Source organism: Enterococcus sp. AZ062, assembly GCF_051715065.1.
Lineage (GTDB): Bacteria > Bacillota > Bacilli > Lactobacillales > Enterococcaceae > Enterococcus_B > Enterococcus_B mundtii.
In genome coordinates this window covers 59,840-80,169 of the sequence record NZ_JBIOTB010000002.1, presented here as the reverse complement: position 1 = coordinate 80,169, position 20,330 = coordinate 59,840, and the positions used below count along the sequence as shown (strand labels likewise).

At 38.5% G+C, this 20,330-nt stretch carries 15 protein-coding genes and 1 pseudogene; 1 reads left to right on the top strand and 15 read right to left on the bottom strand.

Annotation, left to right across the window (positions count from 1 at the left end; all coding sequences use genetic code 11):
- Window positions 1-3: 3 nt before the first annotated feature.
- Together IGJ00_RS15670 and IGJ00_RS15665 are read right to left on the bottom strand one after the other, a co-directional pair.
- Window positions 4-372 carry an LPXTG cell wall anchor domain-containing protein gene (locus IGJ00_RS15670; RefSeq protein WP_438844628.1) on the bottom strand — a complete coding sequence of 123 codons (369 nt, stop codon included), beginning with the start codon at window positions 370-372 and terminating at the stop codon, window positions 4-6.
- Window positions 373-1,110: 738 nt separating this feature from the next.
- Window positions 1,111-2,445: a hypothetical protein gene (locus IGJ00_RS15665; RefSeq protein WP_438844627.1), complete on the bottom strand. Its 1,335-nt coding sequence runs from the start codon at window positions 2,443-2,445 to the stop codon at window positions 1,111-1,113.
- A 521-nt stretch (window positions 2,446-2,966) separates the two neighbouring features.
- Between IGJ00_RS15665 and IGJ00_RS15660 the strand changes: the two are divergent.
- Window positions 2,967-3,244, top strand: a pseudogene (locus tag IGJ00_RS15660) (helix-turn-helix domain-containing protein).
- A 108-nt stretch (window positions 3,245-3,352) separates the two neighbouring features.
- On the opposite strand, the gene IGJ00_RS15655 reads toward IGJ00_RS15660, so the two are convergent.
- The 13 genes from IGJ00_RS15655 to IGJ00_RS15595 form a co-directional block, all read right to left on the bottom strand.
- On the bottom strand, window positions 3,353-3,568 hold the full coding sequence (locus IGJ00_RS15655; protein ID WP_438844626.1) for a DUF2187 family protein: 216 nt from the start codon (window positions 3,566-3,568) through the stop codon (window positions 3,353-3,355).
- Window positions 3,569-3,634: 66 nt separating this feature from the next.
- On the bottom strand, window positions 3,635-3,835 hold the full coding sequence (locus tag IGJ00_RS15650; RefSeq protein WP_071868074.1) for a cold-shock protein: 201 nt from the start codon (window positions 3,833-3,835) through the stop codon (window positions 3,635-3,637).
- Window positions 3,836-4,086: 251 nt separating this feature from the next.
- Window positions 4,087-4,824, bottom strand: coding sequence for a trypsin-like serine peptidase (locus IGJ00_RS15645; RefSeq protein WP_438844625.1), 738 nt, complete (start codon window positions 4,822-4,824; stop codon window positions 4,087-4,089).
- 399 nt (window positions 4,825-5,223) lie between these two features.
- Window positions 5,224-5,577: a DUF7006 family protein gene (locus IGJ00_RS15640; protein ID WP_438844624.1), complete on the bottom strand. Its 354-nt coding sequence runs from the start codon at window positions 5,575-5,577 to the stop codon at window positions 5,224-5,226.
- 17 nt (window positions 5,578-5,594) lie between these two features.
- Window positions 5,595-7,073: a helix-turn-helix domain-containing protein gene (locus IGJ00_RS15635; RefSeq protein WP_115357200.1), complete on the bottom strand. Its 1,479-nt coding sequence runs from the start codon at window positions 7,071-7,073 to the stop codon at window positions 5,595-5,597.
- A gap of 49 nt (window positions 7,074-7,122) precedes the next feature.
- Window positions 7,123-8,406 carry a helix-turn-helix domain-containing protein gene (locus IGJ00_RS15630; protein ID WP_115357199.1) on the bottom strand — a complete coding sequence of 428 codons (1,284 nt, stop codon included), beginning with the start codon at window positions 8,404-8,406 and terminating at the stop codon, window positions 7,123-7,125.
- A 61-nt stretch (window positions 8,407-8,467) separates the two neighbouring features.
- Entirely contained in the window at window positions 8,468-14,218 is a 5,751-nt protein-coding gene (locus IGJ00_RS15625) for a WxL domain-containing protein (RefSeq protein ID WP_438844623.1), read from the bottom strand.
- A 13-nt stretch (window positions 14,219-14,231) separates the two neighbouring features.
- The gene (locus tag IGJ00_RS15620; protein WP_438844622.1) at window positions 14,232-15,275 is read right to left on the bottom strand and encodes a DUF916 and DUF3324 domain-containing protein; all 1,044 of its coding nucleotides are present in this window, start codon (window positions 15,273-15,275) and stop codon (window positions 14,232-14,234) included.
- A 90-nt stretch (window positions 15,276-15,365) separates the two neighbouring features.
- Window positions 15,366-16,160, bottom strand: coding sequence for a WxL domain-containing protein (locus IGJ00_RS15615; protein ID WP_438844621.1), 795 nt, complete (start codon window positions 16,158-16,160; stop codon window positions 15,366-15,368).
- A gap of 16 nt (window positions 16,161-16,176) precedes the next feature.
- Entirely contained in the window at window positions 16,177-16,491 is a 315-nt protein-coding gene (locus tag IGJ00_RS15610; RefSeq protein ID WP_438844620.1) for an LPXTG cell wall anchor domain-containing protein, read from the bottom strand.
- A gap of 621 nt (window positions 16,492-17,112) precedes the next feature.
- Window positions 17,113-17,463, bottom strand: coding sequence for a DUF7006 family protein (locus tag IGJ00_RS15605; protein WP_438844619.1), 351 nt, complete (start codon window positions 17,461-17,463; stop codon window positions 17,113-17,115).
- A gap of 20 nt (window positions 17,464-17,483) precedes the next feature.
- The gene (locus tag IGJ00_RS15600; RefSeq protein WP_438844618.1) at window positions 17,484-18,962 is read right to left on the bottom strand and encodes a helix-turn-helix domain-containing protein; all 1,479 of its coding nucleotides are present in this window, start codon (window positions 18,960-18,962) and stop codon (window positions 17,484-17,486) included.
- A gap of 43 nt (window positions 18,963-19,005) precedes the next feature.
- Window positions 19,006-20,271, bottom strand: coding sequence for a helix-turn-helix domain-containing protein (locus IGJ00_RS15595; protein ID WP_438844617.1), 1,266 nt, complete (start codon window positions 20,269-20,271; stop codon window positions 19,006-19,008).
- Window positions 20,272-20,330 lie beyond the last annotated feature (59 nt).

Genomic DNA, 20,330 nt, shown 5'->3' with positions numbered 1-20,330 from the left:
TATTTAAATCCTACTTTCTTTATTTGTTTTTTTCTTTTTGTGTCGCCAAAACCATAAGCCAAGTATTGTGCTGACAAGCAATAGACCAGACGTTGACCATATGCGCTTCTGACTCTCGTTTGTTTTCGGTAATCTTCTGGATATTGAGTGATTGACCATTGAGGGGTGTTGAGCAATTTCTTTTGGTAAATCTTGCTTGATCGCACCTTCCGGTGCTGGTTCAGGTGTTCCAGGTATTTCATATACCCCAGTAAAACCAATCGTCCCTTCGGTTTCCACCGAACGTATTTCTGTTCCATGAACAACTAACGGTGCATACACATGAATAAGTAACATACCTATACTTAGTATGTATCTATTTTTACGTTCCATATTCGTCTCCCTCAGTATTCCCAAAAATCTTCGTTTTTAAGGAGACGACAAAAAAAGACATCCGATTGCATCAGATGTCTTGAAAAAGTGATTATATTAGGTTTTCAATTAAAAAATATAAATAACGTATTTACATTATTAAAAACGAAGGTTTTTGATAATTTTTAGTAAAAATGTACTAGTATATAAGCATTTACTTTCTAAAAGGATAACATTTTATATTTTCAAAAAAAAACAATTTTTTCATATAAGAGCGAAAAATTTGTTTTCTTTTATTTTTTATCATTTCATTTAAATTCCATAAAATATTTATTTGTAGGTTCTATTGATAACAAATATTTGTTGATAAATATTAATCCTTCTAATTTCCTGATGATGTCTATCTACAGTAAATTCAATTGTACTCATACAATATCTTCCTGTAATTTACACACATTTACGCCTTATCCGTTCACTAATTCTTGATTGAATAACTAGATTTTAGACCAACTAAACTCTTTTCCGAATAGAAAAAGTCATTCTTATTGTTGAAAAAATCGATCGAAGTGATTATTTGGAAGGTGTTCTTGATCCAGATATTACTTCTCTTTAATTGGAGGATACAAATCAACGGGCAAAAAAATAGTTGAAGCTTTCTTTACTGGACTTTCTAGAGACATAAAAAAATTTTAGTAGATTTTTGATCTTTCAATCAAATACAACAAATTTAAAGCAGACTTATTTCAACCTCTTGATACATTAGTCTCGTACATTATGATTTTTTACCGAAGAATTTCTCACTGATCCTCTGGAGACGTTTGGCTCTATAAACATTGACATAGTTAAAGCTTTCTCTTTGATGTTATTAAAATTCCTATTTATTTTTTCTTTATCTTTTTCTAAGTTTTTTCTAATATCATTGACGTTTGATCGTATTACCGTTATTTCTTCCTTAGTCAATTGATTGGCTCGAACTTTCGTTCCTTCTAATTTTATAAACTTTTTAAATCTACTAAGAAGATTCTTTTTTTTATTATTATGAAGTGATGCTTCAATATTATAAGAAGCTACTCTTTTAAATTCTGGAATGCTATTAGTAAAATGTTTATTTAATATTTTACCATTTTCTATCTTTCTCATAACTTTAATGTCTTCTGGATATTTGTTTCTATCATCTTTTAAATAACAATACATTTTATATTGCTCTCTTAAATAATTACTGATATCAGTTCCATACCCCATTTTTTCTAACCGGAAACACGCAACTTCTGTAAGAATACCGTTCAAAGAATCTGTTCTACCTTGTTTATCAGTGGAAAAGATTAACTGCCCTGGAGAACTTTTTTCTGAGAGTACCCTTTTCAATGAAGCTACCACCTCTTTCATTAAACAGTTTCCTTGTATATATTGACTTGATGTAACATTGCGTCCATAATACTCGCTATTTGCTATCTTACTAAGAAAGTGTAACGGTTGATATTTTATATCAGAAGGTTTAAATCCTCTATCTGTAAACCCACTTGCAATAGCTTTAGCCATTGAATTAATGCCATCAGGAGTATTATCTATTTTATAGAAATAATTGCTTACAATATAATTTTTTTCATAATTATTGAAATTCTCATTTGATTTTTCAAGACGTTCAGGAGGAGAAGCACCAGCTTTGTCAAATATTTCCACTTGAATTTCTTCACCAACTTTTTTTATAATGCACGATACTTCATGCGCTCCAGTTTTGGTTTTAAACCCAGTTGGCACTACTAAGAAACTATCATCATTATGATTGATAAGTTGGTCAGTATAATGAGATAAAAGAGTCGCATTTTGGGAAGCATAGTAGCTTCGATCTAAAGAAGACTTTATTAAATCAATATTACGATGTTGAAGTTCTTCTGGATAAGATTCAATAGCTTGTTTTACGAGCGGAAATATTTCTTTTTGAACATCTAATTTATCTAACGTATTTCCTTTAAAATTAAAATTTTGAAGGAATAATTCACATATATCTTTACCATACCTTTTACTCTTCATATACTCAGTTCTTTTTTTATCGATTTCTGCGATTAATTTTTTTTCTTCTTTATTACTAATCATTACTTTTCCCCCTGGCGAATCTTCTTAAACACGGAAAATTTTATACTAACACTTCACTAACTTATCTAAGATCAATACAACAATTTTAACCATAGATGCATAGGAAATTTTTTTATTTATAAATGGGATAATACATTATTGATTTTGTTTCTAAATTGAGCATATATTCTACGCAAGCTTAATTACCCATATGTTTAAACTATCTATCTGTTTTCATTCAACTAAATTAGTTGGTAGTTAGCTTAGTCATTAAATAAAATAATCAGATAATCTGTGATTTTTTGTTTAATGCGCTTGGGTGCCCATTACTATACGCTCGTTCTTTCAATAAAGTATAGTATATCTAACACAGAAAAATATAATCCTTCTTTTTCATAAACACATGAAAAAATTTACATTAGTGTAGATTATGTATCATTAGGGTGTTTTTTAAATGGTTCGAGAAAGTAGGTAGAATTTTGAAAATTACTGGTATTTGAGTTTCGTCGATTGATCCAAATGAACAACGACAAATTACATAAATGAAAAAGTTCGACGCAGAAAAAATTTTCATCGAGAAACAATCTGTAGCAACAATTACCCATCTATCGATTAGGGCTGAAGTGTTTGGCCATGATTGCCGAACAGAAACGTACAGAATCAAAACGACGCCAGGCACAAGGGATAAAGATTGCGAAAGCAAATGGCGTCGCTATTTCAAAAAATTGCAAAAAACTACAATATTACTAGACAAACAGTTTATAGAATTAAAAATGAAATCAACAATAAGAATGCCTATATAAGGAAAAATAATCATTAACCAATAAAAAAACTCTTACCAAAGTAAGGGCCTACGCATTTTAGTTATTCCAATCAGGAAGTACTGTGGTGAATTTCATGCTACCTTTTTCAAAGAGTGAAGCTTGATTCAGATAGCTACTAAATTTTTGTAATTGATCACCGTTTTTTCTGAAGTAGCGGTTACTTTGTCCATGCTTAAAGTGACAACTGCCGAATTATTTAGCAGAGTTACAATGGTTCCGACGACTTGTTTCTTGTTATGTTTAAATGACACCTGTTGATCTTCTTTAAAAGCCAAGCCTTCGATCGATGATTCTATTGGTTTCCATTTTCCAAAACTCATAATAATCTCCCCTTTTTAAGTATTAAAAAAACCGTCTCAAACAATTGAGACGGTTGAACAAATCATTTATGCTGTGCAAATGTTAACGGCTTGCATGCCACGTTGACCTTCTTCAGTATCAAAGGTGACTGCTTGACCTTCATCAAGAGATTTGTAGCCATCTGCTTGAATCGCAGAAAAATGAGCAAAGACATCTTGGCCATTCTCTCCGGTGATAAAACCAAAACCTTTATCTGCATTAAACCATTTTACTGTACCATTATTCATACTATTTCCTCCTTGTGCATCACTACGTATGCGTTTTGTTGCAATAATTGTTTGATAAGCAAAAGGAGAGTATAAATGGAAGAATAGCACTCTTAATACGTTTCAAAGTATATCACTATATTCAGTATATTACACAATTGGGTGGTATACTAATTTTATAAACATTGGGTCATTTTCTGTACGCTCTAGAAATTAAAAATGAATAGGCTCTTTAAAAAATATCTTGTAAATAAATATTTTTATCACATTTTTTAAAGTTCAACATTTTCTCTAATGAATTCATAAATACTTGGTTTAAAGCGAACGGCCATATTTTCACCACTAACAGCACCAAAATGAATTCCGATTACTTCATTTTGATTATTGAACACTGGTGATCCTGAATTCCCGCCAAAAGTACTAGCATTGTAATAAATTCGATTCGTTGTTTCAGTCGTAGATACGCCTTTGCTCTCCCACATGGTAGCCCATGGTTTATCTCCTGGATAACCAATCACTCTGATAGGTGTTCCAACTGTAGTAGTGGGATTATTTATATATTTAGCTGGAGTTACAACGTCACCGATATTCTGTCCCTCTGTATTAGGTTTTAAATAAACGATAGCTAAATCTTGTCCATCTGGACTATATTTGATTTCTTCTCCATAGAATGTTCCTTTATACTCAGTATTAGAAACTCGAGCTGCATTTACTTTTATATTAGCGGGATCTCCATTATTTGCAGCATTTGCAACGTGTCTGTTAGTCAGGATAGCATTTTTCCCTACTACCACACCAGATCCTTGAGTAGCATTATTCACATAAATAAAACATACTGACTGATAAGGTTCTATTGAAGTATCTATTATTTGGGTTCTATCATTATTAGGTAGTATTGCTCTCGTATGGAAATCGATTTCTTCTGCTCGTACAATAGGACTTAAACTGATAAAGTTTATAAAAGATAGGATTAACAAAAGGTTCCACATTCTAAACTTTCTATTCTGCATAACTACTTTCTCCTTTAAAAATATTTTATAATTACTATCTTTTCCGATCAAATATACTAAGCAACTGTTTTAGTTTTTATCTCCCTTAAATAATATAGGCTTCAACTTTTAACTAATAATATCCTCCTATATTTTAAATATAAAACATTGTGAAATAAAGCACATAAAATAGAGTAATATTTCGTCTATTTTTTTGTGTAAGGATTTCGTATAGTTTTCGATAATCTATATAGCCATTGAGAATGCTTTATATTTTTCAACAAAAGGAAAATATTAGGTACTGATATTATAAAATTAAAAAAATTTGAAAAACGAGTCTTGAAAAAACAACCATTCACTTCACCCTCCTCTAAGTCAGCTTTTCCAGTTCTTGAATATAATCCACAAGCAGTCGATCCATCATACCACATTAAAAATCATGGAATGATTTGGATGCATACTACGATTGTACCCACATAGTTCTTTGAAGTAGGTGAGATAGTCACTTTCAACGATTCTAAGTATTTCTTTCACATCTAGAAAATTATCAAAGTTGAGCAAATCTGCTAATAGCCTCATCTTGGCATCGATTCCTAAGATCTCCGGAAATATTTCCCAAAAATTTTCCTGACAGATCTGACTCACTAAGGTCTCCAATTGTTGGATCTGGGTGTTTAAATAGACCTTTAGGTCTTCACTTGCTCGCTTTTCAGCCTCTTCAAAGATACTTTTAAAGCCCTCCAGATACGCTTTTTTTGTAAAAAATGTCGTCATTTTTTTCATTCCTTCTTTTAAAATGTTTCCTGATCGATCAGTGGATTCAACTGATGCTTGACTCTTGCCCAATCTTGCGCCGTAGGAATACTGCTCATAAGAATATGATCCGTGTCAAGAGCGAAATCCAAAAGATACGGTCGATAGTTCGTTACAATCAAATCAACATGCACATCATTTAAACGTTCCGGCGTCAATTCTTGAAGCTGCATAAACAACAGCTTATGATATTCTCCTAATAGTACACGTGCCTGCATTCGAATCGATTGAACTATTAAGTAGTCACCTTCTAATAAAAATAAAACTTTTTTGACCGGTTGGTAATAGTGGAACAATAAGTTCATATATGTCGTAAAACTCACCACGATATCTTCAAAATATTGGGCAGAAAAACTGAGTACTTGGGCGTGTTTTAAGAGGAATTGTTTATGGGCCTCATAAATCTGTTTATCGCTTTTCTTCACCATCCAATGGATTTCTTCTAGCTCTTTGTTCAACACCGGACCCACTGCTTCATTCATCAAACGCGAAATGAAAAAAGAGGTCATAAACTGTCCTAGAGTATTCGTATCCCACTGTTCAAAGAAAGGGTCAGAAAGGTAATCTGACACGATAAACTGAAGATCCTTCCAGTGGCTGAATCGTTGGTTAAAAGTTTGTTCTTGGTCCACACGATGAATCGTCCGTTTGGAAATAATCAATAAATGGATCCAAGCAAATTCTTCTTTTGGTAGATAAATCTCATATTCCTCTTTGATCCTTTCTTGTAAAGAATAAAGCAACTGAAAATCTTTTTCTTGATAAATGCTTGCTTTTAGCCATTCAGGTAAGGACACAAAATGGTTTTGATGGACTCGGACCATTGCGATATAAAGATGGTAATAAAAGGCTGAAATCGTGATTCCTGTACCCAATTCATACTTCCCCAATTTACCAGACAGTTCATTCAAGACCAACGTATGTAAGCTTTCTGGCGGACGGATTGTATACGGAGTCTGTTCACTGCTATAATAAAAATCAAAAAAGAACTTTCGGATATTGACTTCTTCCCCTAAAAAATTGACTGGATTAAAAGCCAATGTTAACTCATACTCAGCTAATACCGGTCGGATTCTTAAAAAAAACCTTCGTAAAGTACTCTCTGCGTAACTGTATTGGTGAGCTAAGTCAGCTATTGTAAAATCTTTTCCACAAAAAACATTTCCCACGATTTCAAATAGCACTTCGTTTTCCAACAGTTGTTCTTTTTTCTCTTGGTAGTCACTACGATTTCGTTCTTCAAAATGATACCCACTGTAATTCGAACGTAATTCGATGCTTGTACCAAAATATTTTTTGAATGTTTGAATATCTTTTATTAAGGTACGTTGTGAAATAGCTAGTTGTTCACTCAGCTCTCCAATCGTAAAACGCCGTTCTTGTTCCATCACACTTAACACCTGCATCCATCGCTTGACCTCTGCGCTGGTAATAAAAGCCATCTGAAACTCACGCAACTTTTTTCCTCCTCACTTTTTCAAATATTTATCTTTCCTGACCGTTAAATCATCTTGACTCAGAAAATACAGAGAGCACTTCAGCGATTTTCTCCTTGCTAGGTACGTAGGGAAGTTCAATCGTTGCACGAGCGTTTCTAGCTTGTGGTTGATTCACGATTTGTACATAGCGTACTAGTCCGAGCGGATTCATTTGGGCAGCTTCAACCGCCTGTAAGCCAGATTTTTTTAAAATCGTTTCAACTTCCTGTTTGATCCATCGTGTCAAAGCACGTGGGCCTACTAGCTGATAGGAAACATAAATCGTCTGGCTATATTTTTTCTTCTCGGCTAAAAAACGTTTCATGAGTACGTCTAAAGGAGACGGTTTCTCACGGCTTGCATACGGCACTTGTGCTGGTGCTTCAAGTGTAGGCAACTGGAAAAAGGCCTCCATTAAAAAGAGGAGTGTTTCGAAAAAACCATAAGTCAGACCTTCGGTCTCACGCATTGGTAACTCATACTCACTCACAGGTGAAAATGTGTGGATAAATACTTGTTGTGTCATAGGGTTCAGAAACTGGCGTTCATCTAATGAGAGGAGGAACAACGCGGCTTTTTCTGATCCTGGAAGAGCCACACTGACCTGTTGATCCAAAGCCTGGGTTAGAGTCGTCTGAACTTGTTTATATGCCACTTTTTCATGTAAGCAATGTCCCTGGTCAACCCGTTGCTTGGCTATTCGCAGCCATTGATTAAACAAAGTTTGGTCTAGGTGCCAAGGTCCTTCTCGAATCACCACTTTCTCCTGATATAGGTCCTGAATATGTTCTGAAAGAAACCTGGGATACAATGGTAAGGTGAAATAAAAATCATAAAGAAATTGGCGAATCTCCGCTTCTTCCCCCCATAGTTGATTGGTTTTAGATTCAATTTTTATCCCATAATAGTTCGTTAATAACGTTTGAAGCTGTCGTTTCATCCGTTGAAAGCTTGTACTCGAAACATCAAGATGTGCCACCCACTGTTGATTGTCTAAACACTTTCCCGCAGCCAACTGATCCACCAAGAGAAAAAGTTTCTCTTTATCCAGTAACGCTTGTTTCTCCTTATAATACCCTTTAGGGTTAAGAAAGGAAAAGTGATAGCCCTTCTCATCACCGATCAAATGGATCCTCTCACCAAAGTAGTCCTTGATCTCCTTTATGTCCTCAATAATCGTCCGTCGCCCAAAACCAGTTTGCTCAACTAAGGTGTGGGCGATAACGTGTTCCTCTTCTTCTAACGTTGCCAATAAGACCAACCAGCGTTTAGTCTTATCCGCCATGACTAAATGATCAAATAAAATGTGCATATTTTATCTCTCCTTTCTAAGAAGAAAAAGAAAAGAGCCGCAGCCCTTCTCTTTCTTGTGACTAATTGTCGGGAACTACACTTAGTTCCCAAGTGAGTGTTGTTTCATATGTGCTTGCTCTTGGATTCGCGGTTGGAGGGACTTCAAGTGCCACACTTTCGCTTGCACTTTCACCGTCACCAAACCGATAGATCCAGGTACCTGCTCCTTGGCCATCGAGCGCGGTCAAAAGTTTAGTCTTTTCTCCTGGAATTAAGGTGACACCGTCTTGATTATACAATATTGGTTCGTCGCTTCCATGAACAGACTCCAATTGTTGGTTAGTTAAAGACAAACGCGCCCCTCTTAGTTTATTTTCCTGTAGATCCGTAAATTGATTGTTTTGCGTAACTGCTAATTGCCAGCCGTGACGTCCCTCTTCTGGCCGTCGATCACTGATCTGGATATAGTTTGGTCGCTCTTCAGCCTCATTGACGGTTCCATCAGGATTTAACAAGCGTTGAGGTTGCGCATAATACCGCTTCGTTCGCGTAGAGATTGCTTGTTCGCCAAATGTGAATTGAGAAGCAAAATCAATACTTAATAAGCCTTGTTCTTCTTCCAGCTCAGGTTTATTTTCTGGATCTACTTCAATTTCTGGATTCATCGGATCTACCGGTGAAACAGGACCAAGATTCCCAACCGTTAAAATCGTCGCTGGTTCAAATGCCACATCATGAAACAGTAACTCGGTTGCCGGATTGATATTACCTCGATCATTATTTGTTTCAGGTGGAGCAACGACCTCTGCGGCCTTTGCGGATCCTGCATTATCCCGTAAAAATATTTGAATTTCATCGTCTTCTTTTAGTACGAGTTCACTTAGATCAAGCGTGAATCTGCCATCATCGTTAACAGTGACCTCCGACGTATCAAAGGATTGCCCATTATGCGTTGCGGTCACTTCAACCTCTTTATTTTCTGAAATCCCTTGGATGGTTTTACTATTTTCACCAATGATAGAAGATGAGAATTTCGCAGGTACCGGAGGGACAATTGGAAAGACTTCCACAGTGTTCGTTAGAATCTGATGGTCAAAGCCTTCGGTCAGTTCTCCACTTGTTAATTCTACATGGCTGATTCGAACTTTTGATCCCGCTTCAAGGGGGGCAGGTAAGGTAATTTCAAAAAGTCCGCCACGTGGGGCTTCTCCGTAGATACTGATACCTGGTGATTCGTCTGAATGACCGACGGTCTTAGTCGTATAGTCTTGTGTGTGTCCTGATGGAGCTTCTACTTCGACTGTCACGATCACTTCATCATCCCACGCTGGACGGCTATCATCTAGTCCTACAGGAAGACTCACGCGCCCATAGATTTTCTTATCAGCATTGGTTGGTACTCTCAGCTCATCTGCGATGGCCCAGCGCCCATTATTACTACTTAATCGACTATACGCAGTTAAACCTGTGTTGCCAAATACTTCTGTATTTAGTTGTGTGGGGTCACTTGTCTCTCTTAACGTATTAAAATTTGTTCCAGTAAACGAATAATCAATACTTCGGAAATCTAAATTTGGGTCTCCATTTAAATCAGCGCCTTTTCTCCAAACAGATAAATCACTATTTATTGCGTTTAATGTCGATCCACTACTAGCATTAAATATATTCCCACCACCGACACGAGTATTTCTAAAGTCCATAAATAACGGATTATCAAACTGAACAGTTAAATTTCCAGCATTGAAAATCCCTCCCGCATCTGTTGCTGTTCGTCCTTGGGCAATGAAAGTAGCACCATTTCGTGCTTCAATTTCTCCCGCCTGATTTTCCATATCGATCGCTGCACCGTTGTCCGCAATAATTTGAACTTTAGAACCCAAACCATCAACTACAAAAGAATTACCCCCGGTCCTAGGATAATGTACCCCTTGATTTGCCAAGCCAGAGGACGTGTCTTGATCTCTAGGGACACCATCTCCAGGATTATAGATGAAAAATTGCCCTCCGTTCCTAACTAAAATATGATTATTACCACCATACATACGAATACCTGGTGTTCTTCCTCCAGATTTACTTATGTTCATTTTTGCATTGTCTATTGTAAACTGATATCCTCCTGCACGTATAAAACGTAAGACAGCAACTGCACCGTTGGCTGATGAATCAGTGTTCCCTGCTGTTAAATTTAATTCCGATAGATTTAATAGGTTAAATTGTCCATTCGAACTAAGTAAACTTAATGCAGAGGCTCGATTCGCATGTACATTCATTTTTGCACCTTCAGTCAATCTAACTTCTGCATTAGGATTTGTAGCTCCCGCAGTTGTAGTAGCTGCACCTAAAAAAACTGCTGCATTTAACTCAGCCTCACTGACATTACTAACAATGTCCATGTTTGATTTAGAACCGCTCATTTGTAATAATGCCCGTGCACCATGTATCGTTATACTGTTGGCATCCTCAGATTTTGCATTTAACTGAGCGCCATTTTCTACAGCTAGAACTGAATCTGCTCCATCTAACCAAATATTCCTACCAGAGCTGGCTGCTTCAAAAATAGCATCAGAGTTATCAAGTAATACCATACTATTGTCCCCGTCCATATGAATATTGTGTCCGGAGCCTCCGTTCGCCTCCCACTTACTCTTTGAAATGGCTAATTTATTAGTAGCTCCAGTTGCAGAATAACCTACGCCGCTACCTCCTAACTTCAAACTTACATCACTAGACTCAACGAGTGTGGATGAATTATTCCCAGTCAACACTATGCCACGGCGATTGCCAGAAGTAACATCAATAGAAATGCTTGATTTGTCTGCTACATTTAGTTCTGGATCACTTCCTCTGAGATGGAGTGCATTATTGTTTGTGTTAGATCCGGCACCTGATCCACTAGTAGTAGTTACTCCTAATTCTGAGCCATATTCTAAGTTTATCTTAGGTCTTGCATTGTTATTACCGACTTGAATGTTTTCAGTAGTACCTGTTCCACCACCAGAAATATTGAAGGTACTATTATTTTTTAAAGAAAGTAAGGCATCTGTACCTTCCAAAATCATTCCTTGCGAGGCACCAGTATCTATCATTTCAATATCACTCTCATTTAGAAGTACTTGTGGAGTGGTACCTTGCAAATAAACCCCTCGTCCAGTCGTAGCATCCATCCTTAGATGGCTGTTATCCAATACTAGTTTAGGCAAAGCACCAATAAGATTCATCCGTTGTCCAGTAGTAGATTGAATCGTCATATTTGTACTCATAGCTCGTATAGCTGGATTTTCGCCGGAAAAATCAACACCTGTACCACTAGTAGTTTGAATGGTCATATTTGCACTTATGGTCTGTAAAGAGGAATCTTTACCGGAAAAACTAACACCTGTACCACTAGTGGTTTGAATGGTCATGTCTGCACTTGTGGTCTGTAAAGAGGAATCTTTACCGGAAAAACTAATACCTGTACCACTAGTAGTTTCTAGGGTGGTTTTACTGTTTGTAGTATAGAAGGCGACCTCGTCTCCATTAAGGTTTAAGGCCTGTCCTGTCAATGTATTTACATTTAATTGACTGTCCTTAATTGTTAGATCAGCCTTTACTCCATTTAAATACACTCCTCGTCGTGCGTTGGAAGTTACCGAAATATTAAGCTCTGATTCTTCTGATATCGTCATTTTTGGTTGCTCGCCACGCAAGTGTAGAGCATTATTAGCCGTATCAGAAGCGCTACCTATACCACTCGTGGTAGTGACCGTCACTTTAGAAGCACCAATCAGTGAGAGTTCTGGACGAGGATTGTTGGAGCCAATTTGAATATTTTCGAGTATTCCTGTACCTGCTCCATTCACTATTAAGTTACTATTCTCTTCTAACGAGAGTAATGCATCTGCTCCAACTAAAATCATTCCCTGAGAAGCACCAGTGTCTGTTATTTCAATGTTACTTTCATTTAATAAGACTTGTGGTGTCATTCCTTCTAAATACACTCCACGACCAGTTGTAGCTGAGATTGACAATTGGGTCTGATCCAATGATAACTGAGGATTGTCTCCAATCAAATTTAACCGTTGACCAGTAGTGCTTGTTAAACCACCTGTAGATCCCACATAGTTGACTATAGGTGACATACCTGCCAAGGAGAGTGTGGCTCCTGTTGTAGAACGAATGTCAGTATGACTATTCGTTACAGAAAATGATGGTTCATCCCCTGATAAATTTACTGCTGACTGTGTGGTAGAGATAACTGATAGTTCTGAGCTATCCACCATTACTTGAGGTTTATTTCCTGACAGATTCATTGCTGACTGTGTGGCTGAGTTCGCAGATAATTTCGAACCATCCACGATCACCTGTGGGTTATTTCCGGATAGATGTAACCCTCTTTTAGCAGCAGTACTTGTCGTAGTCAAATTGCTTTTATCACGAACGGTGATTTTCGGTCCTGCTCCAGTCAAAGCAATCGTATTATTCCTTATATCAGTAGGAGCAGTAGCCGTTCCTACTGTACTAATCGTTAAATACCCACCAGATTGTAGTGCAATTTCCGCATTTTCTCCTCTAAAATCAATTGTATTTGCCACACCCGAAGTCGTAGTAATTGATAAATTTGCGTCGTTTTCAATTGTTAGTTTAGGTTCAGAAACCGTCGCGGCTGCCAGAAAAATTGTGGAGTTACCTCGACTAATCGTTACCTGCGCTTGATTGATTGCTTTGACTTCTTTTGCTTCAATAAAAGTTTCTGTAGAACTTGTGCGTGTAAAATTACTCATACCACCTGTAAATTGAACCATACCTTCTGGAATTGATGCTAGACGCATCGTATTTGCATTGACTTCTGTTACATCTTCTATTTCTAAGATCCAATTGTGACTGACATCTGTTGCTGAATTGACTAAAGGTGTTGTGCCTGTTTTTGTAACTGTCGCATTTTCTATTCGGAAGGTAGTCACTTCTTCTACAGCTTCTAATTGAAAATAAAATCCATTATTTCCAAATGTCAAAGTATACCCATTCCCTTGGATAAGTAACGGACGATTCACATGCATAATATTTGCGACAGATTCTGACAAATTCGCTTGAACAGAGATAATGCTGACTTCAGGATTTGCGACTGCTTCTCTGAATGCAGCCATTGTTGAGACTTCTTCTGTATTTCCATCAAAGACTGCCTGTTTGAATGTTTCGTTCTCAGAAGGAATAGCTTCCTTTTTCGATTCTTCGGTTGCTACAGGCGCTTCTTTTTCTTCTGATTGTTTAGTCGTATTTGGATATTGCTCATGTTCTTCATTTGATTCATCAGATGAATCCTGATTCATTTCTGATTGATCTTCAGTCTCCGTTTCTTCCTTTTCCGATATTTCAAGTGTCGCAGTTACGTCTTCGACGGACACATCATAATTACCTTCAGATTTAAATACCACTGGAAGCACAAACGTTTGTTGCGCACGCTCCGCTTGAATCACCCATTCATCTGATTCTTCTTCTTGGTTGACGGTAACTCCAGCTTGTAACTGGTCTTTTACCAGCTTTGCTTCCTTCGGAAGGGTAATTCTTGCCTCTGTCACCTCTTGATCTGAAACAAATGTCACCTTCAATGGCTCTTCAACCGTTCCTTGAAGGCGAGAGCGAGGAAAGGAAAAGCGAGGATTGCCTTCCTTTTCCACTTCTAGATAGTTTTTTATGGATGGAAGTGCCAATTGTTCTTCTTCCTGCACTTGCCCCGCTTCTTTTTTATCCGTGGTTTCCGCATAGACGATGCCTACTGGCAGGAGGAATGCATGCAGAACAAGAATCATCGTCCCTAAAATGAGCGTTCCTTTTTTCATTAGCTTTCTCATGGAATCCTCCTCTCTATACTTCTTCTTCGCTTTCACGTGCTCTTTTCTTTTGCCACATCAGGTAAAGAACAAGCCCAAGCATTAAAATGAGCAAAATAATCGCACCGATCATCCACCAATTGACACCAGAATCAATCATTACGTCTTCTCGATTTAACTTGCGGGCTTCATCGGCTTCAATCGTAAATTCACGCGTCCATGACCATTCATTCTCTCCCGATGTAGCTGTTAATTCTAGGACATAGTTCCCACTTCGAAAACGGTCGCCTTCTAAAGAAATCGGGAAGTTGAAATTAGAATTTGGGGCCATCTGCATCATTTCTTTCTCAGCCTTATAGAGCACATCGTCCTCCCCTGCTCGTTTCACGGTAGCTTCCACCGCCAATTGATTGACAAAAGTGGGCGTAAAGTTTTGTAGCGTGGCACTGATCACATTTCGATAGTTCAATTGATCCGCAAACACATCTAATAGTTCCAACTCCGGTTGCACCGAGTCTCGGGTATTACTGACGACCACACCTACCACATGGGCAAATTCATTCTTGATAGCTACGCCTTCTCCTTCTGGAGCATCTCTATCTTCCTCTTCTTTTACTTCGGTGATCCTTAAACCGCCCGCTAAATACCCTTCAAAGGCGTCTTTAGACATTTGAAGAGGAATTTCTATGACCTTTGTTTCATTTCCCGCTACAGTAATGACCTCCGAAGGAGTCATCAACTCATCCAAAGAGTAGGGTAAGGTTGGATCCACTTCTTCAGCATCTTTACCATACTCGACATTCCCCAAAGTATTAGTATAAGCCGTATGCGGCGTCACCTGAACGTTGATTGGTTCTGAACTGGAATTGCCGACTTCTAGTCGCAAAGTCTCTTTTTGCCCAGGAGAGAGTAACAATTCATAGTATCCTTTACTTTCATCCACTTGACTCTCTGGAAAAAGAGGGGTAACGTACGTATTCAAACCCGCTTCTTCGGCCTGGACTGTCGGATGTGGCAAGAAAAAGAAAAGCGCTATAAGCAGCCATAGTCCTTTTTGCATCGATTGTTTGTGTATCATTTGTCATAATCCTTTCTAAAAAAGCAGCGTCACAGAAATCTGTAACGCTGCCAGTGACTAATGGAACATGGAAATAGGAATGGTTACTTCTTAAACCTCATTCTCAGGTGTTAGTTCTAATTCCCATGTCAATGTTGAGCTATACGTCACCGCATCTTTGGCGGTCGAGCCAGGAACAAACAGTTGGATCGCCGTATTTTCAACGACATCTACCCCATCTTCCACTTGTTTTGCAAGCGCATCATGATCTCCCCAAACAACGGAAGAAGTTCCGCCACCCTTTTGGTTAGCAGCCGTCATGATCGGCACGGCATCTTCATTTGGAATCAACTCTAAACCACTTGCGTGAATCGTTGGTGCCTGATCTGCATCATTCACACTGTAACGAAGAGAAGGATCAAGTAACGTGATTTGGGCACCTTTTAACACACTATTTAGGGTATCAGTTTCTGCTTGAAACTCACTTAAACTCACGCTCAGTTCCCATCCTTCATTCGTTCCGCGGGTGTCTTGAACTTGTGCCATACTGATATAAGGAATCATGTTTTCTTCGCCTGTTGTTCCGGCTTTCTGTTGCATTTCAGCAATCATATTGTAATGTTCATCCGCAGTTGAGATCACTTTCGTCCCAAAGTTCATTGTTGGAACTGTTGCAATAGTTAGTGGTCCTGTACCAGGAATTGGTGGAATCGTCACCTCTGGACCTTCCGGATCAGGTTCTACTACTGTGTCTTCAATATTTGGAGTGAAGGTGACCTGACCGGTCGTTGTTGTTTTACGTACTTCTTTTGAATCTTGGTCTGTATCTTCAGCAAAGACTTGTACTCCTCCTGCGAAAATCGTTGTTGATAATGCGGCTACAGTTGCTAAACGAATAAATTTCATGCTTAAATTCCTACTTTCATTTAATTGTTTTTTGTGTTGCTTTTCTTCTTTTGTACCCTAAGACTAATAAAACGCCACCCACTAAGAAACTGCCGATCCATAGTCCAAGTGAGCTACCAATCATATTGGTTTTCGGCAAAGTGCCTCCTGGCTTTTGTGGGCTGGTGCTGGGAGGTGGATCTGGTGCTCCGATCGGATCATAAGTTCCTGAAAATCCAATAGATCCTTCTGACTCGACGGATTGGACCTGTGTACCATACACATGTAACGGAAATTGTAGCGCTATGATTAGGGCCAGCAGACCAATCATACGACCGACTATTTTTCGCATCTTCCCTCCTCCTTTAAGATCTATCTCAAAAACTATCGTTTTTGGAATAACGAATACTTATATGTATCAAGTTATCGAAACCCCAATTTAACAACATTACTTTAGACATCTGATAAGTCCGGATGTCTATTTTTGCTGTACTCCCAAAAACGATGGTTTTTAATAATTTTTAGCGTACAAAAAAGGCTTATCTTTCAACCTTCTTTATATTCATTATCTTATAATAATTTATTCAATATTAAAAATCACAATTTTCACCTCGTCATGCATATTTAGAAAGTAAATCCTGAAAAAGAAATAAAATCACGAATTCATCAGAATGAATGGGAGAGAATAATTAGCGCGCAAAAAAAGAGAAGATAAGGAACAAAAATCTTTAAGTTTTTGTTCCTTACCTTTTATTTTTCCTGCTCAACTTCGATGTCATTTTCTAATTTAAGTGTTCAACAGCTAAACAGAAAGACCACCAGGGTATACTCTGTTGGACTCTAGGAAAATATCTTACTGAACCTAATTAAGTTAACTGCTAAAGGAACAATAAAAAAGAAGCAATAACTTTTAGTTTTTGAACACTCTACAAAATCTTTTTCCTAACGATTGGGACGGTCCCCCATTGATCCATCATAAAACATTGAAAATCATGGAATGTTTCGGTTCCATACTGTGATCATACCCGCACAGTTCTTTGAAATAGGTGCGATAATCCGTTTCAACCATTCGAATGATTTCCTCATTTGAAAAATCTTCAAAGACAAGCAATTCCGAGACAATTCCCAGCTTCGCATCGATCCCTAAGATCTCTGGCCAGGCTTGCCAAAAATTATCTTGAGAGAGTTGTGCAATGAGGGTCTCCAATCGGTCCGTTTGCGTGTGTAAATAGTCCTTTAGGACTGGGCTTTCTCGTTTTTCTGCTGCTTCAAAAATTTTATGAAAGCCCTGTAAATAGGCCTCCTTTGTCGTAAATCCTGTCATCCTTCTTTTCCTTCTTTCTTTTACAAAACGATCCGATCGATCAATGGATTCAACTGATGTTTGACCCGTGCCCAATCTTGATCGGTGGGGATACTGTTCATCAGAACATACTCCGTTTTAAGCACATAATCTAAAAGGTACGGGCGGTAGTTTGTCACAATCAAATCAATCTGTTCGTCATTCAAGCGTTCTTGCGTCAACTCCTGCAGTGGAATAAAGAGTAAGTGATTATGCGCGCTCAAAAGTTCTCGGGCTTGTAGCCGGATTGATTGAACCACTAAATAATCACCTTCTAATAAAAACAAAACCTGTTTGACAGGTTGGTAATAACGAAACAACATGTCCATGTATAACGTAAAACTGACCGCCACATCTTCAATGGTAGCTGCGGAAAAGGGGAGAACCTGGGCATGCGTTTGTAAGAAGTAGTCATTGATCTCATAAATTTGCCCATAGGTTTCTTTAACCATCTGACGAACTTCCACTAATTCTTTATTTAAAACTGGACTTAGCGCTTCATTCATCAGACGTGAGACCAAAAACGACGTCATAAATCCCCCTAACGTGTCGGTAGCCCATTGGTCAAAGAAGGGATCCGACAGATAATCTGATACCACTTGTTCGAGGCCGTCCCACTGGTTGAATCGTTGACTGAATGTGCGTTCTTGATCCACACGATGGATCGTTCGCTTAGAAATGACCGATAGATGGACCCAAGCGAATTCTTCCTTTGGCAGATAGATCTCATATTCCTCATGGATCCTCGCTTGTAAAGAATAAAGTAGCTGAAAATCTTTTTCCTGATAATCGACGTTCTTTAACCCCTCAGGCAATGAAATAAACTGGTGTTGTTTGACGCGAACCATCGTGATATACAGATGGTAATAAAAAGCAGAAACGGTCGTCCCTGTCCCCAACTCATAACTCCCCAGTTTGCCAGATAGTTCGTTTAGAATCAATGGATGCAGCCCTTCGGGGGGACGGATCGTAAAGGGTGTCTGTTCACTGCTGTAATAAAAATCAAAAAAGAACTTGCGGATATTGATTTCTTCCCCTACAACATTCACGGGGGTAAGGGTCAATGATAGGCCGTATTCAGCCAAGATCGGTTCAATTTTTACTAAAAATCGACGCAGTGTACTTTCTGCGTAATTGTATTGGTGTGCCAAATCAGCCAGTGCGACAGGTTCTCCGTAAAAAATCGTCCCAACAATCTCAAGGAGAACTTCGTTCTCTAACAGCTGTTCTTTCTTTTCTTGGTACCCTACTCGGTCACGTTCGTCAAAATGAAAACCGTTATACAGTGAAAGCAATTCAATGGTCTTCCCAAAGTAACTTTTGATTGCTTGAATATCTTTGACCATCGTTCGTTGGGAGATCATCAAGCGTTCACTCAACGCCACGATCGTAAAATGGTGTTCTCGTTCAATAATAGTCAAGATTCGCATCCATCGTCGAACCTCGGCATTTGTAATAAAAGCAATTTGTAATTCGCGCATCCCTATCTCCTCACTTTTTCCACTCGTTTTTTTTTAATACTTGTTAAGAATAACCAGACAATACCCGCTGAATCACTTCTTTGGTAGGAAATGTTGGCAATTGAATCTCCCCGGTAGAATTCAATTGTTGTGCTTGATTCGTTACTCGGATCTGTCGAAGGACTCCTAGGTGGTTCGCCAAAGGGGCATCGATAAAATGGAGGCCTCTTTCGTTCCCCGTTGCTTCCACTTCTGTTTTGATCCAATGCTTTAACGCTGAAGGACCCGTCAAGTCATAAGAAACAGCGATGGTATTACTGTATCGCTTTTTCTGGGCAGAAAACTGTCTCATGAACGTAGCTAACAACACGTCCTTCTTTCGGCTTTCCTGTATCTCTTCTTCAAGAGGTGGCAGTTGGAAGAACCTCTCCATCAAACAAAGCAAGGTATCAAACAGCTGATAGGCCAGCCCTTCGGGCTCACGTACTAGCCTGTATGGCTCCTTTGTTGGTGAAAAGGTTTGGATAAAGGCTCGTTGAGTCGAAGGGGTCAGAAATTGGTTTTCATCTAGGGAAAGCAAAAACAATGCCGCTTTTTCTGGATCTGGAAGTGCAAGGTTCACTTGTTGATCCAACGCCTGAACAAGTGCCGTTTGTAGGTCTCTGTGTATGCCTTGATCCGGTAAAAAATAGCCTTGGTCGATCCGAAGTTGAATCAGTTTCAGCCATTGATTGAACAGCGTGGGGTCCAAATGCCAAGGACCTTCTTTAAAAGTTGCTTTTCCCTGATGTAGGGATCGAATGTGTTCCTGAAGAACTGTAGGGTATAAGGGCAAAGTGAAATAAAAATCATAGAGAAACTGGCGGATCCCCGCTTCTTTCCCACTCAATTGATTGGTTTTAGATCTAAGTTTTATTCCATAGTGTTTGGTTAACACCGTTTGAAACTGCCGCTTCATCCGCTGAAATCCTGTATTAGAAATCCCGAGGGAAGCGACCCACTGCTGATTGTCCAAACACTTTCCGGAAGCTAACTGATCCACAAAAAGAAAAAGCTTCTCTTCATCCAGTAGTGCTTGTTTCATCCTATAATACCCCTTTGGGTCAAGAAACGAAAAATGATAGCCCTTCCCATCCCCAATCAATTGGATCGAGTCACTAAAATAGACCTTGATCGCCTTCAGATCCTCTAGAATCGTTCGTCGGCCAAAGCCGGTTTGTTCGATCAGATTCTGGGCTATGACGTGTTCTTCTTCTTCTAAGGTTGCCAACAAAATCAGCCAACGTTTGGTCTTGGTAGTAAAGATCAACTGATGAAATAAAGTCTGCATCTTTTTTCTTTCCTTTCTACGAAGAAAAAGAAAAGAGCCGCGGCCCTTTTCTTTTTCGG

Bases quoted from the DNA above. Each gene is read 5' to 3' on its own strand.
- IGJ00_RS15670 (WP_438844628.1), bottom strand. From the start codon at position 372: ATGGAACGTAAAAATAGATACATACTAAGTATAGGTATGTTACTTATT.
- IGJ00_RS15665 (WP_438844627.1), bottom strand. From the start codon at position 2,445: ATGATTAGTAATAAAGAAGAAAAAAAATTAATCGCAGAAATCGATAAA.
- IGJ00_RS15655 (WP_438844626.1), bottom strand. From the start codon at position 3,568: ATGAGTTTTGGAAAATGGAAACCAATAGAATCATCGATCGAAGGCTTG.
- IGJ00_RS15650 (WP_071868074.1), bottom strand. From the start codon at position 3,835: ATGAATAATGGTACAGTAAAATGGTTTAATGCAGATAAAGGTTTTGGT.
- IGJ00_RS15645 (WP_438844625.1), bottom strand. From the start codon at position 4,824: ATGCAGAATAGAAAGTTTAGAATGTGGAACCTTTTGTTAATCCTATCT.
- IGJ00_RS15640 (WP_438844624.1), bottom strand. From the start codon at position 5,577: ATGACGACATTTTTTACAAAAAAAGCGTATCTGGAGGGCTTTAAAAGT.
- IGJ00_RS15630 (WP_115357199.1), bottom strand. From the start codon at position 8,406: ATGCACATTTTATTTGATCATTTAGTCATGGCGGATAAGACTAAACGC.
- IGJ00_RS15625 (WP_438844623.1), bottom strand. From the start codon at position 14,218: ATGAGAAAGCTAATGAAAAAAGGAACGCTCATTTTAGGGACGATGATT.
- IGJ00_RS15620 (WP_438844622.1), bottom strand. From the start codon at position 15,275: ATGATACACAAACAATCGATGCAAAAAGGACTATGGCTGCTTATAGCG.
- IGJ00_RS15615 (WP_438844621.1), bottom strand. From the start codon at position 16,160: ATGAAATTTATTCGTTTAGCAACTGTAGCCGCATTATCAACAACGATT.
- IGJ00_RS15610 (WP_438844620.1), bottom strand. From the start codon at position 16,491: ATGCGAAAAATAGTCGGTCGTATGATTGGTCTGCTGGCCCTAATCATA.
- IGJ00_RS15605 (WP_438844619.1), bottom strand. From the start codon at position 17,463: ATGACAGGATTTACGACAAAGGAGGCCTATTTACAGGGCTTTCATAAA.
- IGJ00_RS15600 (WP_438844618.1), bottom strand. From the start codon at position 18,962: ATGCGCGAATTACAAATTGCTTTTATTACAAATGCCGAGGTTCGACGA.
- IGJ00_RS15595 (WP_438844617.1), bottom strand. From the start codon at position 20,271: ATGCAGACTTTATTTCATCAGTTGATCTTTACTACCAAGACCAAACGT.